We start from the raw sequence: 17,050 nt of genomic DNA, 5'->3' as shown, positions 1-17,050 counted from the left end.
TGTACATTTTCGACACAAACAATAAACACTGAAGAAATAAAATATCTTCAACAGGTAATGATTAAAAACTGGCACAAAATTCAGCAAACATTAAAAATAGAAAATTATTAATAAAGTGTGAAACGCATCGGTTACATTGTATTTTGTATGCCCCGCCGAACCGCCCCATAAGAACGGATTACATTACGGGTTGAGCGCAACGACTAAAACCGCACGCCCCCTGCAAGCTGTTGACGGAAAATACACAAATTAAAAAAACAGCTTATTTTTCGAACAACCAAAAAAAATAATCTGCGCTAAAAAGAGACTTTTTTAAGAAAGAGGGAAATCTGCAGTGAGGATTACTATGTCGGGAAGCGGAAAAAGCGGAGAGCAGAAATAAAACCCGCAAGCACAGCGTTTGTGCTTGCGGGCAACGACAATTACATTCTATAACTGACGCCCAGCACCAGGCGAGGCTCTTGCGAGGTGTAGGTCATGGACTGACCTTTGTAACCCAAATAAGACGACTGCGACTCACCGGTGATATTGATCGCTTCTGCGGTTAACGAGAAGTTGGCATTGATATCGTAGGTAACACTGGCATCCCACTGTCCGTAAGCCTCAAAGAACTCCGGCACGCCGTTTTCCAAACCGATCACACCGTAAGCGGAGCGGAAGGGAGACAAATACTCGTCACGCCAGGTGTAAGCAACACGCGCACTCAACTGATCATTTTCAAAGAAGCCGATCACGTTGAACGAGTTTTCAGAGACACCCGGCAAGCCGAGGTCCTGATGGGTGGTGGTGGTCACATCCGCCTTGCTGTTGGAGAAGGTATAGTTAAAGGTTACACCGAAACCATTTTCCCACGCCTTTTGCATGGCGAACTCGAAACCGCTAACGCTGCCACCGGTACCATTCACGGTACGAGCGACACTGCCCATGCTGCCACCATTCGGGCCGGTGTCCACACCGTACTCCAATGTGGTTTGCCCGGCGAGGAAGGAATCTACGGCTTTGACAAAGACACCGGCCGATACATAACCCAGGTCATCGTAATACCACTCATAGGAAACATCCGCCTGGGTTGCCCGGTAAGGATCGAGATCCGGGTTGCCGGTGCTACCGCCGGTAAAGGCAAAGTAGGTGTAAGGCTCATCCACCCGGGTAAAGTTTTTACCAAAACCTTTGCCCAAATCCTGATAGTTGGGGCGCGAGATCACCTTGGCCGCCGAGAAACGCAACTTGGAGTCGTCTGTGGTGTTCAGCACAAAGTTCAGGCTTGGCAACACATCCCAGTAGTCTTTGGTCTTGGTTACAACATCCCAGGTTAACAACACGCCCTGACTGTTCCAGCCATCGGTTGCCAGTGACCAGAGTGAAGACTCGGGGGTCGTTTCAGCCGAAGTGACATCCACTTCGGTTTTCACTACACGTAAACCCAGGTTCAAATCGTAAGGCACTGTGTCGCCGGTAAAATCAGCCTCTACATAAAGCGCGGTGGTTTGCTCTTTAATGCTCCAGGATTCAAGCGGAACCTCCATCCATTCGCCGGGCGAGTTGGGCGTCAGGCCTTTAATCCAGCCATCCACATTGGCGGTAATCAGATTGGCGTTGTCCATCAACACATCAGAGCGATAGCCACCGGACGGGAAGAAATTATTCAGCTGCACAAACCGCTGCGGGTTTTGATTGTAGGTTTCCCACGGAATAACGCCCGGTGATCGGCTCCAGCGATTGGCATCGCCCGCTACCGCCGCAGAACCATAAAGCGCCTCTGCCAGGTTCATACCCGAGGAGGTTTTCAAGTCAAATGCTTTCAAACCGATACCGGCGTCAATGAAATATCCCCAGGGGCCGTAAGGCTGGTTATCGTCCAGACCATCGCCATCGATATCACAAACTTTACCCTGTGGAATACCGCCGTTGCCGCAGAGGTCGTAATAAACCGCTTCGCGTACGTTGGCATTTTTATCGCCTGGGCCAGGTGCATTGTTGGGGTTGAACGTCGTGGCAGTGTTGAGGCTGCCATCAGCGTTGTAGGTATTGGGCGATTGCGCACCGGTGGTTCGGCTGAAATCAGTGAGGTGACGCAACTCGCGGAAGTCCACTTCCTGTTCAGACCAGCGGAAGCCGAAGGTCAGCTTTTTCAGATGGCCAACGTCAATATCGTATTCCAGGTCGGTGCGGAAAGATTTCGCTTCGTTGTCTACATCAGCACCGAGCGCCCAATGGGATTTGAACGCGTAAAAATCCGGGTTGGTTAACCAGGCATCGTTGGTAAACGCCAGTGACGGGCGTGAACCGGCAACATAGTTGTAAGAGCGTGTGCTTTCACCGGTGCCGGGGTTGGCGGGAGTATCGCCCCAACCGTTCGGCGTGCCGCCATTGGCAAGGTCAGTGCCTACATAACGGCTGGTGCGATAAGGAGTAAAGCGGCTATCGCTGTAACCGGCGCGCTGTTCAAGATCTGCCTGCGCATAAGACACTTCGGTAGAGATACGGAACTTGCCGCCATTGTCGACTTTAGCGCGCAAGGCAAAGTTATCCGCAGAACCTTTGCTCACTTCACCGGCAGAGTTCACCTCGGCATCGGCAATGGTAAAGTTGGCTTTTTTGATGATATTGAACAGCCCTTTGTTTTCCAGTTCGTAAGGCTGGCTTTCGTCAATACCTGTGGCGTTATCCGTATTCATCGCGTGTTTAACAGTGTATTGACGGTTGCTCACTTCCATGTCGGCATGAAACCAGTCAAAGCCCAACTGCACCGCTTCGTTGACATTCCACTGCAAATTCACCGACGCACCCTGGCGCTCACGTTCCTGCTCGGAGTCAGTGGCGTAATACATGCCGGGTACAAGGTAAGCGTCGCCCGCTGAACAACGTGAGAGTTCGATATCCCATTCGCCGTTATCGGTGCAATTGATAGCAGTGCCTTCGCGGGAAAAACTTTGGAAAGAGTCGTTGTGAACGGTTTTTTTGTTGGCGGTCAGCGCAATAATTGCAGCAAACTTGCTGTCCCAATTATTACCAATAATGATAGAGCCGGAAGGTTGTGTGTCTTTTGCGTCAAGCCCCTGGTCGGCTTTTACGTTCACCGCCACCAGTGGCCCATTCAAACTGAAGGCATCGCGGGTTTTCAGGTTGACCACACCGCCCATACCCCCTTCAATCATGGACGCTTTGGGTGTTTTATACACTTCAACACCACCGAGCAACTCGGAAGGAATGCCTTCCAGCGAACTGTCGAACTCGGTTTTCGCTTCACCCAGCTGGAAATACTCCAAACCGGATACAAACACATTGCCGTTCAGCAAGGTCGCATTTTGATCAAGGCCGCGAATCCTTACCTTGGTACCTTCACCATTGTTTCTGTCAATTTGAATGCCTGGTAAACGTTGCAGCGATTCCGCCACGTTTTGGTCCGGCATCTTGCCGATATCGTCTGCGCTGATGGCTTCCACCATATTGACCGATTCACGCTTGATGTCGATAGCTTTTTCGAGCGAGCTTTTAATACCCCGCACCAGCACTTCTTCTACCGGCTTGTCCTGAGCCAGAGCGATGTGACTTAAACTACCCAAGGTGATTGAAGCTATAGCAGTAGCGATGACTTTCTTTTTGAATACATCCGTATACATATCATTATTCTCTTGTTTTATTAGTGTTTGTTAGCCGAAAAATCTTATTATTTTTTTATTGCGCAGTAACTACCTCCTTTGAGTGATATTTATAAAATTGATGGTTCAGCGGTTTGGAAAAAGGGAACGGACAAACAAAGAAGCCCCGACATCCGTGTCGAGGCTCAATGATTTATCTATGTAAAGGTTGCTATTTTACTTTTTATTAGCGAGCGTCTGAATGAAGGCGATCACATCTTTGACAGCTTGTTCATCGGGCAACACCTTGCTCATCGCGGCCATTTGTTGGCCTTGCACATCACGCGGATCATGCCCGCGAGCGCCGGCTTGGTATTTTTCCAACTGCTTTAACAAATACCAGTCGGCTTGCCCGGCCAATGGCGGTGCTTCCAGTTCGCGATTACCTTTGCCATCGGCACCGTGGCAGGCAACGCAGGTTACGTAATGTTCCGCACCGCGTTGTGCATTTCCAGTCACAGTTACCGGCTGCTCAACCTTCGGCAAACTTTCTACATAGTGTGCCAGCGACGCACCAAAATAGACGGTTTGTTCCGGCTGCATAAATTCCAGTGCAGCGCGCATGGAAATGCCATCAACATCCTTGAAGTGAGTACCACGCAACCCGGCGAGGAATTTCTGCAACTGGATTTGCACATACCAATTGTCCATGCCGGCAAGAGACGGTGCACCCAACGCCTGATCACCACCGGCATTACCGCTGTGGCAACTGGCACAATGTTGCTGATATAACTCAAGGCCTTTATCTTTCGAACCCCAGTTGCTGACATGCGGTTTGAACGCATATTGCTCGTGGTATTTTGCATAGGCGGCCTCTTCCACTTTATTAAAGTTCAACGCCAGCCCGGATGCTTTGAGTTTGAAAGCCATTTGCGCATCGCTGTCGAAGGTATCAATCAGCGCCTGCAAATTTTCCAGCTCTTTATCGGAGGGCTGTTTCAAACCGGCACGCCACACTTCCACAACACCCATTGCCATCAACGGCAAACGACCATCGGAAATACGCTTCCAGGAGGTCAGCGTTTTATTGAAGTCAACTTTATCGCCGGAAAGGTGATCTTTGGCCAGCAGATATTCCGGTGTTTGTTCCTGGGCGGCGAAGCCTTTCAGGAAATCGCCTTTCACCGCAGAACCGCCACGGTTCAACGCATCCCAGTAAAACTCACCATGCTGTATCGCTGCCAGCGTAAAGGCTTTTGCCAACCACTCGTCTTGCGTTAAGTCGGTGCGCAAACGCAGTAATTGTTGCGCCGCCTCTTTGGAGGGTTTTTGCTGGGCGATGGCCAACAAGGCCCACAGGCGGGTTTTGGCATCCTTGTCTTGCAGTTGCGCAGCCGCCAGTTTCAAATCCGCAGCGGAACCACTTTCGAGCAACGCACGCACGGCATTTTTACGGGTGGCCGCCGACGTATGTTTCAGCGCGGCCTGAATGGCTTTGGCGTTGGCTTTTTGCTCCATGGTAAAAGCACCCAGACCTTGCAGCGTCCAGATGGCATGGATAGAACGCGGGTCGAGGCCAATGGCATCAATCTGCGCGGCACCGGTCAGGATATTACGCAACACGGGAATGGCATCGGTACGCTTTTCCTGCACCAGTTTGCTTTGCGCCGTCATACGCCAGAACATGTTGTCGTTGCCAAATGTTTCTACCAGTGTGGCGGTATCAGCCTTGCTCAAATCGAGAGAGGCTTGTGCCGTTGCCTGCTTGGAAACCAGACGGTAAATACGACCATGCTTGCCATCACGCAGCGGGTTTACGTGGGCATTACCTGCGCCCATTTCTGCATCAAAGCCAGCCGAATTTTTGGTCGGTTTGGGGTTGTGCTGAATAATAAAGTTGTACCAGTCAGCAATCCACAATTGACCATCAGGCCCGACATCGGAATACACCGGCGACAGCCATTCATCGGTACTGGAAACAATGGAACCGCGGTTGTTGGCTTTATAAGTAGAGCCATTTTCCTTCAGGAAAAATTGCCCCAGCAAATGCGCGGTTGGCTCACCAATAAAGGCACTGCTATTCCAGAAACGCTCCGGGAAAGCCCGTGCGGTATAAAGATTAAAACCGGAACCGGCGGTGTAACGACCGTGCGCATCCACTTGCAAGAAGTTGTAGGTGGCCGGAAACACTTGCGAGAAGCTGTCAATTTTTGCAGCCATCCCCGGTGATACACCATCGTGTTTACCGTAGAGGAAATTACGCCATACCGGTACGTGCCAGGCCGGCGCATTGTTAGCGGTAGAGCCGAACACTTCGAAGTCTTCGCTTAAGCCAAGCCCCCAGGTATTGTTATTCAGCTGGGCGATGGGTTCGATGTTAGTGCCATCAACATCCATACGGAACAAACCATTCTGGAAGTTACCCTGGTTTGCACTTTCGGTACCCGAATAACCCACACCACCCCAGATGCGGTTGTCATGGCCGTAACGCAAATTGGATGGGCCGGCGTGGGTGTCATCAACGCCCCAAACGCTGTTGATAATTTCCTTAACGTCTGCCTTGCCATCACCATCGGTATCTTTCAAAAACAGAAAGTGTGGCGCTTGCGACACAATAAAGCCGCCGTTGACGGCAACAATACCGGTGGGAATATTCAAGCCATCGGCAAATACCGAACAGCGATCTGCACGGCCATCACCGTTGGTGTCTTCACACATGGTGATGCGGTCATTGCCTTTGCTATCCGGATGCACTTCGTTGGGGTAATCAACCGATTCCACCACAAATAACCGGCCGCGATCATCCCAGGTGAATGCCACCGGGTTAACAATATCCGGCTCGGCAACAAACAATTGCAACTCAAAGCCCTGCTCTTCCATTGTTAGCGCCATGGAATCTTCAGCAGACAGCGGGTTCTGGAATTGCGGTGGCGGTGATACACGGCGATAGTTGGGGATGGTGCCTTTATCTTCATACACCGCTTTAGGTAGTGTTTTTACCAGCGCACGATTGGCATCGCGCTTTTCGTCGCCAACACTCCACAAAATGCCGCGAATCAGCAGGTCGTGAAAAGCCGGTTGCCCCCAGGTATTTTCATCGTGACCGTACGCGGTGTAGAAAACCCGCCCTTTGCCCTGCTCGCGAACCCAGGTCCAGGGTTCGTCTTCACGCAACGTCAATACCGTGCGGCCGGCTTCGTTATGGTCGCGGTGTACATAGGTTTCATCTTTGGTTTCAAAATTTTTAAAACCGCGAAGGATCTGGTGATTCTCCTGGCCCGGTGCCGTGCGCGTGGTAAAGCTTTCATAGCCGTGGCTGTGAAAACGACCGCCGACCAGTTTGACGAAATTATCGGAATGGCCGAAACAGGCGCTGGCGCTGTGTATCGGCAAAAAAGCACCGCCATTATCCACGTAATCGAGCAGCGCTTTTTCCTGCGCCGGTTTCAGTTCGTCGTAGTTAGCGTACAACATGACCGCATCATATTGCGCAAGCCCTTCATCGGTGAACGATGAAAGATCTTCATGATATTCCAGACGGATTTTTTCGTGGCCGAGCGACTGGCTCAACATGGGTGCGTAAACATGGGAGAGGTGATATCCCGAGCCTTCGCGCTGCTCGTGCCCCACAAAAAGCAAATTAATAATACCTGCTTCGTCATCTGCCACCGCGCTGCCAAAAGGCAAGGCAAAGCAAACGACTAACAGCGTGAGAGTTTTGAATGGCTTGGCTAACGGATTATTTTTAATAATATTCATAGCTCTAGTCTTTATAAGTGGTGTTTTATAGCTTGTTGGAAACCTGCCCGACATACAGCCTGCTACTGCGGTTTATTCAGGACCGCAGTAGCAGAACGAAAAGGTTCTTACGGCTTGAGGGTGAACTCCGGCATTGCCATCAGTTTGCCACCTGCCAGCGCCGACTCATGAGCCAGAATACCCACACAACTGATATTGGCCGACTCAACCGCATTCGGGTAAGCGTTATGACCTTCCAGCACCGCACGAATAAACTGATGCACCAGATGCGGGTGTGAACCACCGTGACCGCCGCCCTGAGTAAAGCTCAAATGCTGGTTGCTATCCGAATCGTAAACACCGCGACCGGTAAAGTGACGAATAGCTTCAGGCAATAAATGTGCGTAATCCGGCACTTCAACACGGGAGGGAATTTCCGGCTCGGGCTTGCCCAGCGTGTGAATAACCGGTTGTTCGTCTTCAATCAATGGCCACTCGTAAGATTTCAGTGAACCGTAGACGTTAAAGCTTTCGCGATACTGACGTGCCGTGTCAAACAGCGAACGGTGAATTTGTGCAGCCACATCGGAATCCTGCAATTGAATATGGCAAGACTCAACCGCAAACGGAGAACCGTAAACTTGCGCCAGATTGTCACGGATACGACCCGAGCCCACACAGGAAACCGCTTTCGCCAGTTTGCGCTCCAGCCCCAACACCGGGCCAACACAGTGAGTAGCGTAATGCATTGGCGGCATACCTTCCCAATAGCTCGGCCAGCCGTTCATGTCTTGCTGGTGGCTCGCTTGCAAAAATTGAATTTTGCCCAGATCGCCACGTTCGTAAAGTTCTTTTACAAATAAAAACTCGCGGCTGTACACCACGGTTTCCATCATCATGTACACGAGGCCACGATCTTTCGATGCTTGCACAATGCGCTCGCAATCTTCTACCGAGGTTGCCATAGGCACGGTACAGGCAACGTGTTTGCCAGCTTCCAGCGCCATCAGGGTATGACGCGCGTGATCGGCAATCGGCGTGTTGATATGCACCGCATCCACAGTCGGGTCGGCCAGCATATCTTCATAGGAGGTGTAGCAATTGCCCTGAATACCGAATTGCTCAACCAGCGTATCCATGTTGCTTTGGTTACGCTGACAAATCGCGGCGACTTCTGCATTGGGGTGAGCCTGATAAATCGGGATAAATTCAGCACCGAAACCAAGACCTACCAGACCAACTTTTAATTTACTCATTATGGATTCCTCTTTATTGTTAGATTCAGATAGCTATCTTTCAGACAGTTAAATTTCAGATTTAAACTTCAGATTTAAACTTCAGACCACCAACCGCGCAAAAACGCCAACCCTTTGCTGGCAAACTCATCCTGGTTTTCAGCAAAGCGCCGCCAGATACACACAGCCTCTGCCAGGCTGGAAGCATCCGGCGAAAAACTTTCAATACCAATTTTTCCGTTGTAGCCAATTGCCTTCAAACCTTCACGCAAACCGGCCCAGTCACTATTGCCATCACCCGGCACACCGCGATGGCTATCCGACACCTGAACATGCACCAGCCGCTCGCCAGCGCGCTCAACAGCAAAGCGGAAACTGGTTTCTTCGATATTCATATGAAAGGTATCAAATGAAATACCGAGCCATGGGCTGTTGACCTGCTGCACCATACGCAAGGCATCGTCAACGTTATTGACCATGTCCGTCTCGAACCGGTTCAAGGGTTCAATACCCAAATGAATACCGTGCAAACTTGCCGTGTCCGCCAATTGCGACAACCCGGCAACCGATCTTTCCCACTCCGCCTGGCGCAGTGCTTCAGTAGCCAGGCGAGCCTTGCCCACCGACGCATAAAGCGGCCCCACTACGCAGGAAGCGCCCAGCCCAGCGGCCAGCGCAATGCACGACTCGAAATACTGGAGTGCATTTTTGCGTATCGCGGCATCGTCCGAACTGAGGTTGCGCTCACCGGTCACGGCGGTACAAATCACCACATCCAGCCCCAACCTTGCCAATACCGGTTTCAGCTGGGCAACGGATATGTGTTCTGCGGCCTCAACGGGTATTTCGACAAAGTCGAATCCTTGTGCGGCAATTTTTTCGAGAAGGGCAATTTGGTTACTGGTGAAGGGCGAAGTCCACAACCAGGTACTGGCACCGAATTCCATAAGACAGGTCTCCCGCATTAAATAATTATGTTGTGCGCTAATGCTATCTTGCCAGGCAAAATCAGGCTTGTACCTTATCGTAAAAAAATTGTACGATTTCGACATGAACGATCTGGATGCTTTTTTTTCACAACTCGACCCGCGGCACTCTCCCACGCAGCTTTTTGAATACATGCCTAACGTCATGTACTTTGTAAAAAACTGTCAAGGAAGCATCGTTACGGGCAATCAGGCTTTTGCCGAACACTGCGGCCGTCGCTCGCCGGAAGAGATTCGCGGCAAGCGCGATGAAGAATTATTTCCGCCCTATCTGGCAGGTAAATATCGTCGCGATGACGAAGCGCTGCTGGAAAAAGGCACGCCAATGCTGGATTTGATTGAATTATTCCCGACACGGGAAGGCTTACCGGAGTGGTTTATCACCCAGAAGCTGCCGCTGTTTGATCTGCAAGGCAAGGTGTGCGGCTTGTGCGGCATTGTGCAAAGTTATGAAAGGATGCTGGATCACTCGCAGAATCCGCTATATCAAGTAGTGCGCCATATTCGCTCCAATTACAAGGAACGACTGAGTATTCCCGACATTGCCAGCCAATTCGGCTTCTCTCAAAGACAACTGGAGCGCCATTTCGCGGATACCTTTCGTATCAGCCCCTCACAATATCTCGTGCGCCTGCGCGTACTCATCGCCAGCGACCGTCTGAAATATTCCCGCGAGCCGATTGCCGAAATCGCCATCGACTGCGGCTTCTACGACCACAGCAACTTTAACCGCCACTTCAAACGCACACTGGGGATTAATCCGCTGGCCTACCGGAAAAAGCATTCTGTGAATTTATAACCATTGCTCGCAAATCCGGAAGGTGCGAGCAGATGGGTGGGGCGTTGGAAGCCTACAAAATCAACAGGTGCGAAAATTTGATGATAAGTATAAAGTTTTTTGGAAAGAGGCCGTCATACTCATAAAGCACGGCTCTTTCAGGATATATTGATATGGAATTCGTTAATCTGAACCACCTGCAAATTTTGACAAATCCGTCAAAAAAACCTTCACCCCAAGACGCATCCAAAGCGCCTGAAAACAGGGTATTTACCTCGAGCAACAACGCATCGCCCTCTGTCATCGTCACCTTATCTCCTGCAGCTTCCCAACTCACTCACGATTACACCATGACCTCCCGATTTTCTTCTATGGGGGAACAGAGTGAACATATGACTCGCCTTGCCGCCACCTGGGTTACCCGCGAAGAACTGGAAAGCGGCACAAGGCGACCGTTTGCCTCTGCGGAGGATGAGCGGCTAAGTCACCTGACATTAAAGGAACTGATGGAAGAAGGGTTACGATTACCTACCGTGGATGAAAACGGCCATCTAAAAACCGGCTTTGCCGGAACCTTGCAAAGTGACCGCATCAACGTAGCGGTTGCCAATATTTTATTTGAAGCTCAGCACACGTATTTAAAAGCCGCAAAAGATGTTACCGCTGCCGTGGAGGAATTCAAGGAATACATGTTGGAAGAATTTAATATAGATCCTGATAGCTATGACATCGTTTTTCGTGATGGAAAACCGGTAGCGGTTAGTAAAGGCAGTGATGGGCTTAATGATGAGGATCTGGAAAAAGTACAGGAGGCTTTGGATAACCCGAAAGAAATAAAAGTCGCCGACAAGCTGCATCAAGCTATAGACGCATTTAATGGCGCAGCGCTGAAAATGATCGAAAACTCGCTAACTCAGCATATTCATGGGGCATCAAAAAATCGTTATCTACCCAAAGAGGTATCGGCAACCTGGTTGATGGAAGGAATGAATTTTTCGCATGCCACTACGAGCAGCCATGTACATGATAAATTTCTGACAATTATGGCTGATGCTCGTGAACAGTACCATGCGGCCTTGAAAGATGGATCACATCTGGCAAATGGCAATACACACCCCGGCATTCTGGAGCTGACAAGAATGCGCGGCCTGTAGCCTGTCTTGCGCCACACGCCTTTACTCGATAGTTTCCTGTAACTATCTCTGCACTCTCAGTGTGATCCACAGGTTTGAGCGATTCAGAAGCAAAACAAAGCTCTGATAGCAATACCTCGAAAGGGGCGTTGATTTTTTAGAATTATTAACTCCAGAACTTTAATAAGGATCTTTTGGTGATAATCATTGTAGATAGGTGCACATACCGCAGTTATAACCGGCGAATTGTAATTGTGAATCGCTCCGGGTTTGTCGGAGGCTAACTTTCTTGAGAGAATTAACCTATGAAAAAGAGACCCGGATATTCACCTGAAACGCGTGAACGAGCTGTAAGGCTTGTGCTCACCACCGAACAAGATCACAGCTCGCGCTGGGCGGCGATCACTTCTGTTGCCGGCAAGATTGGCTGTACACCTGAAACACTCCGTGCATGGATAAACCGAATCGAATCCAATAGCGCCGCTCCCGACACTGCAAACGTTACCGAATCCGAGCGAGTTAAAGCCTTGGAGCGCGAGAACCGTGAACTCAAACGTGCGAATGAAATCCTGCGTTTAGCCTCGGCTTTTTTTGCCCAGGCGGAGCTCGACCGCAAACCGAAACTCTAATCCACTTTGTTGATGCCCATAAAAGTGTTTTTGGTGTCGAGCCGATTTGTCAGCAGTTACAGATTGCACCATCAACGTATTATCGGCACAAGCAATTGGAGAAAACACCCGAGTTGCGGGCGCGGCGAATTCAGCAGGATGAGCGTTTAGTCGTTGAAATACAGCGTGTTTGGACTGAGAGTAATCGCAATTATGGTGCGCGAAAAATCTGGAAACAACTGCGTAGAGAGGGGTTTGATGTGGCTCGTTGTACCGTTGAGCGGCTCATGCGTCAATTGGGTATTGAAGGTGTGCGTCGTGGCAAAAAGTGTAAAACAACGATCCCCGATCACAAGGCACATTGCCCGCAAGATCTGGTTAACCGTCACTTTAAAGCGGACAAGCCAAATCAACTTTGGGTTGCCGACATTACTTACGTCGCCACCTGGTCAGGCTTTGTCTATGTCGCCTTTGTAATCGATGTATTTTCACGTCGCATTGTTGGTTGGCGAGCGATGACGACAATGCAGGCGGATTTAATTCTGGATGCATTGGAGCAGGCATTGTGGGCAAGAGGAAAACCGCGTGGCGTGATTCATCACAGTGACAGGGGCAGCCAATATTTATCCATCAGCTACACCGAACGCCTTGCTGAGGCAGGATTTAATGCGTCGGTTGGGAGCGTGGGCGATTCTTACGATAACGCCTTAGCTGAAACGATTAATGGACTCTACAAAACCGAGGTTATCCATAAGAGCGCACCGTGGAAAAATCTTGATGCTGTGGAGATGGCGACACTTGTATGGGTTGAATGGTTTAATAACCGTCGGCTTCACAGTGCGTTGGGTTATGTGCCGCCAAAGGAGTTCGAGGAATTTTTTTATCAACAAACCGAGTTGGCTCATGTAGCATGACTCAAATTAAACCGCCTCCGAAAAAGTCGGGGCGATTCATTGCTTCTATTGTTCGCTATTTAAGCAAAAAAATAGAAGCAACCGACATTAAACCCGGTTAATCGCTTGTTATGTTACCGCCCTACCAGACCTTTTTACTATCCCCGTAACGAACGGTCCATCCCGTAAAATACGCTGCCAGTAAAAATGCCGGCGCGATAAGATGATTATCCGCAACAAATATAGCTCCAATTCCAACGAGTAAAGCCAATAGCTCAAGGGCTAGCTGAACTCTTCTTGAAGGCACCCCAAAAAAAGACCACCTAAACCACCAGGGCTGTGATCTCCATACTTCTGCCTTTTTATCAATCATTGTGATCTCCTCTGTTAATTTCGATATCTCAACATCAAATACAGAGGCGAGTGATTTAAGAGTTTCCAAGCTGGCACTTTGACCACTTTCAACACGCTGAATAGTCCTAATACTGAGACCACTTAATATTGCAAGCTGCTCCTGTGACCATTTCCTTTCATCTCTCAATTTTCTAACAATCATTTTAAATCCTCGCTGCTCTGAGCGGTCACAATGACAAAAAATTGGGCTGGCGGTTACGAAAAAGACCCGACAGCATGCCGACAGTGCCCAATTTGGTAACATAACACCGCAAACAGCTGCGACCTTATAGAGAATTGTTCTGCGGTAGCCTCGAGCTAAACCGCAAAACAAGAAACGGAAAAGCCGTCGGTCTGATTTGCATTGTTAGCGCTCATACCCCGTATCTTTTATTTCCGCCCGAAGTAATACAGTAACGGCCGCCACGAGGACCGATGCAAACCCGGTCCTCTGAACAGGGGCAGCCACTGTCATCGTAGTAGCTCCGGTCAGGACGATCGGTGCGGTTGCCAGGCTGCTTCCGGACTGGTGGCGAGTAGCAACCAGAACCAGAGCACAAGAACCTTGAGGCCACCCAACGCTGACTTGCCCCGTCTGGAGATACGCGAGCCCAGCCGTCTTTGTTCTCATACACTGTTAGCGAATCACCACCAGAAGCTTTGGCTACAACTGCACCGTTAGGTGAAGAGCGCTGATTGAGGACGCTGGTCGCGACGTACATGGCTTCAGTTTGCGGTGGCGAGACGGAAACTCCAGGCGCTGGTGCAACCAACGTGCTAGCGGGCGAAGTGGGGATGTCGTTGCTACCGCCGCGACACATTGCAATGATCAACACAAGGCCGCCGATCAGCCAGATACCAGCGTTGCTATTTGCCCGACGTGCCATATCCCCTCCCCATGAGCGCTAACGCCGTGATAAACGGTGGTTTTTAAGTTGCACTTTTGCCATCAAATGGAGCGAAGCGGAATGACGAAAGTGTAACTTAAAAGCCATCCGTTTGATTACTTTGTTACGCTTTTGTGGCTAGGAGAACACCGCTGCCAACCATAATACTTCCCGCAGCTACATTAAGTGTTTTTTCGGCTCTTGAACTTTTAAAAAGGACTCTAGCTTTACTTGCTGCATAAGCGTATGTGACCATAACACCGCCCACAGCTATAGTTGCGACCAGTAATAGTTGGCCTATTTCGACAACAGTAACATTCTGCACATTAATGAAAGCCGGAAAAAAGCTAACGTAAAAAAGAATGGCTTTTGGGTTACTTAACGTAGTAACTAGGCCCGCAACGAAGTTTGGAAAAAATGACAGTTCAATAATGGGCTTCACTTCTACGGAACTATATTTTGATAGAAGCAATTTAATTCCGAGGAAAACCAAGTAAGCAGCACCCGCATATTTTATAAATGTAAAGACGCCACCCATTGTGCTTGCAAGCGCAGATAAACCATAAAGCGATAGAATGATAAAAATGTAATCACCGGCAACAATACCGAAGACTGTAACTAAGCCATGAGAAAAACTAGATGCCATTGACCTAGCCACAACGGTAAAGACTCCCGGCCCAGGAATTACCGCTAAAATAACCAAGGCTACAAATAACGATAACATGCTGGCAATTGTCATGAAGCTTCCTTATGCGTAACGTTGCGATAAACGGTGGTTTTTAAGTAGCGCCTTTATGCTACAAAATGTAGCGAAGCGGAATGGCATAAAGGCGCTACTTAAAAACCATCCAGTTCATTGCCTTGTTAGGCAAGAAAAACCAAAATTACACAGCCCATGATAAAAAGAAAAACTGGTGCCGTAAGAATATTAAATAATGAGCTAACGATTACTTTGCCATTTTTTTCTGATAGCTTTACGGAGTCTGCAATTTTATAGAAAAAAATTAATAACCCGTTGTCAGCCTCAAATTTACAATCAACTCCATTTGAATTTTTGTAAGAAATTTCTATAAGAGTTGAATTGGTATTGCCTGTAAGTGTTCTTTTTCTGGTGATGATGTTAGTAACTACACCTGAAACACTTCTTCCTGTAAATAGAAAGTGCAATCTATAAGAAAATAGACCTAATGCAATGATAAGTAAGAAGTAACCCAAGATCAGGTAGTACCAATGCATAGTTTACCTTTGCGAATATAAGATGCAGTTGCGCATGAGCCTAACATCTATGGACGCCCCGGGTTTTGCAAGCAATTTTTTGTAGTCAATGTGTGTTGCAGCCATCTATCCGGACTCCCGATGTAGAATTTATCTACGGTCCCTGATGGTATTCGCTAATCGGGGTCTTATCATTTGTTCGCTCTTGTTATGAGCCATGTTAGGACCAGACTTACCCAATTACGATGTCATCTACATTGCCTTCAGTTTTCTTGCCTGCGCAACACTGTGCGTAAGTTTATTTATCGATTAAAATCCAAACGCTTCATCGTAACTTTTGCCTTTGCTCATCAGTGCCCAGGCAATACGAGCCAGCTTGTTTGCCAAAGCAACAATAACTACATTCCGGTGACGACGCCTCATTAACTCTGCGATCCAGGGAGTCATAGATCGCCTGGGATTCATATGTTTGATAACTGCTCTTGCACCATGAATAAAAAGCGTTCTCAAATAGGTATCGCCTCGTTTACTGATGCCCAGCAGGCGATCTTTTCCTCCACTGGAATGCTGGCGGGGAACAAGACCAAGCCACGCTGAAAACTCCCTTCCACTCTTGAAACTGCTGCCGTCTTTGATAGTCGCCACCAATGCCGACGCAGTTAAAGGACCTATACCTGGAACTTCTTGTAACCGTTTCGTAAGCTCTATATCCGGGTTGTAGCGCTTTATCTCGTGTTCGATTTCATCAATGTGCTGATCAATTTGCCTTAGCCTGCCAGCCAATCGTTGCGCATGGAGCCTCATCATCACGGGAAGGGTCTCTTCGTAGGCACCATAATCCTGTTGCAACCAGGCTCTCAACTTGTGTATACCAACGGGAACAATCAAGCCAAACTCAGCCAAAGACGCCCTGAGTCGATTGGCTATTGCAGATCTCTCCCCCACCAACCCCTTTCTATCCCGATGGAGCAATAGCAGTGCTTGCTGTTCCTCGGACTTTATGGCAACAAAACGCATGGTAGGCCGGGTCACAGCCTCACAAATTGCGTCCGCATCTGCTGCGTCATTTTTATTGCTTTTTACGTAAGGCTTTACAAATTGAGGTGGTATTAACTTCACATGGTGACCCAGCTTTTGTATTTGCCTTGCCCAATGATGGGCGCTGCTGCACGCTTCCATGCCCACCAGACAGGGCGGCAGGTTAACAAAAAAATCTAATAATTTTGCTCGGGTTATTTTTTTATTAATTAACCTTTTACCTGAACCACTGGCAGCACAAACCTGAAATACATTCTTTGCAAGATCAACCCCGATCACAGCAACATGTTCGCTCATAGCCTTGCCCTCTCTGATGTCAGAATCAAGTACCTTTATTATTTGGCACTTGAGAGAGGGGCGTCCATACCATTATTTGTATATCGCGCCAGCCGGTTATCCAACACAGAAAGCGTCTTAAAACCCACAGGCAAGCGATTGTTTTTATTCGGGATCAACAGGAGGCGGCGCAGCCAGGTGGGGAGGGAAACGAGCGGGCTTGTTATTTCCCTGGTCATGGCCTGTTATCTTGCTGTTCATCCGTGCAAGTGGTTGATATTAATACTGG

Annotated in this window: 11 protein-coding genes and 1 other annotated feature; of the genes, 3 read left to right on the top strand and 8 right to left on the bottom strand. The window is 49.0% G+C overall.

The genetic code is table 11. The features are described from left to right. Nucleotides 1–422: 422 nt before the first annotated feature. From C4F51_RS05000 to C4F51_RS04985, 4 genes are all read right to left on the bottom strand, one after another. Nucleotides 423–3,623: a TonB-dependent receptor domain-containing protein gene (locus C4F51_RS05000; RefSeq protein ID WP_193907725.1), complete on the bottom strand. Its 3,201-nt coding sequence runs from the start codon at nucleotides 3,621–3,623 to the stop codon at nucleotides 423–425. Between the two features lie 195 nt (nucleotides 3,624–3,818). Beyond that, nucleotides 3,819–7,340: a PVC-type heme-binding CxxCH protein gene (locus tag C4F51_RS04995; protein WP_193907723.1), complete on the bottom strand. Its 3,522-nt coding sequence runs from the start codon at nucleotides 7,338–7,340 to the stop codon at nucleotides 3,819–3,821. 107 nt (nucleotides 7,341–7,447) lie between these two features. Then, nucleotides 7,448–8,575: a Gfo/Idh/MocA family protein gene (locus C4F51_RS04990; protein ID WP_193907722.1), complete on the bottom strand. Its 1,128-nt coding sequence runs from the start codon at nucleotides 8,573–8,575 to the stop codon at nucleotides 7,448–7,450. A 74-nt stretch (nucleotides 8,576–8,649) separates the two neighbouring features. Then, nucleotides 8,650–9,501 carry a sugar phosphate isomerase/epimerase family protein gene (locus tag C4F51_RS04985; protein WP_193907721.1) on the bottom strand — a complete coding sequence of 284 codons (852 nt, stop codon included), beginning with the start codon at nucleotides 9,499–9,501 and terminating at the stop codon, nucleotides 8,650–8,652. Nucleotides 9,502–9,604: 103 nt separating this feature from the next. Here C4F51_RS04985 and C4F51_RS04980 point away from each other — a divergent pair, with 103 nt between their 5' ends. From C4F51_RS04980 to C4F51_RS04970, 3 genes are all read left to right on the top strand, one after another. Further along, on the top strand, nucleotides 9,605–10,339 hold the full coding sequence (locus tag C4F51_RS04980) for an AraC family transcriptional regulator (protein ID WP_193907720.1): 735 nt from the start codon (nucleotides 9,605–9,607) through the stop codon (nucleotides 10,337–10,339). A gap of 152 nt (nucleotides 10,340–10,491) precedes the next feature. Then, complete coding sequence (locus tag C4F51_RS04975; protein ID WP_193907719.1) at nucleotides 10,492–11,472, top strand: hypothetical protein; 981 nt, start codon at nucleotides 10,492–10,494, stop codon at nucleotides 11,470–11,472. Nucleotides 11,473–11,756: 284 nt separating this feature from the next. Beyond that, a protein-coding gene (locus tag C4F51_RS04970) for an IS3 family transposase (RefSeq protein ID WP_193906707.1) occupies nucleotides 11,757–12,973 on the top strand; the annotation gives its coding sequence in 2 pieces (ribosomal slippage) (nucleotides 11,757–12,036 and nucleotides 12,036–12,973; 1,218 coding nt in all). Next, nucleotides 12,035–12,151, top strand: a sequence feature (AL1L pseudoknot). It overlaps the preceding gene by 117 nt. Nucleotides 12,974–13,094: 121 nt before the next feature. Here C4F51_RS04970 and C4F51_RS04965 read toward each other — a convergent pair. The 4 genes from C4F51_RS04965 to C4F51_RS04950 form a co-directional block, all read right to left on the bottom strand. Further along, a complete protein-coding gene (locus tag C4F51_RS04965) occupies nucleotides 13,095–13,508 on the bottom strand; it encodes a helix-turn-helix domain-containing protein (RefSeq protein WP_193907718.1) in 414 nt (137 codons plus the stop codon). An 848-nt stretch (nucleotides 13,509–14,356) separates the two neighbouring features. Further along, nucleotides 14,357–14,971, bottom strand: coding sequence for a LysE family translocator (locus C4F51_RS04960; protein ID WP_193907717.1), 615 nt, complete (start codon nucleotides 14,969–14,971; stop codon nucleotides 14,357–14,359). Between the two features lie 125 nt (nucleotides 14,972–15,096). After that, nucleotides 15,097–15,468, bottom strand: coding sequence for a hypothetical protein (locus tag C4F51_RS04955; protein WP_193907716.1), 372 nt, complete (start codon nucleotides 15,466–15,468; stop codon nucleotides 15,097–15,099). 288 nt (nucleotides 15,469–15,756) lie between these two features. Further along, a complete protein-coding gene (locus C4F51_RS04950) occupies nucleotides 15,757–16,782 on the bottom strand; it encodes an IS110 family RNA-guided transposase (RefSeq protein ID WP_193906647.1) in 1,026 nt (341 codons plus the stop codon). Nucleotides 16,783–17,050 lie beyond the last annotated feature (268 nt).

It is taken from the genome of Cellvibrio polysaccharolyticus (assembly GCF_015182315.1).
In the GTDB taxonomy this organism is placed as follows: Bacteria; Pseudomonadota; Gammaproteobacteria; order Pseudomonadales; family Cellvibrionaceae; genus Cellvibrio; species Cellvibrio polysaccharolyticus.
The sequence above is the reverse complement of the archived record's forward strand: the minus strand, read 5'-3'. Positions and strand labels throughout refer to the sequence as shown.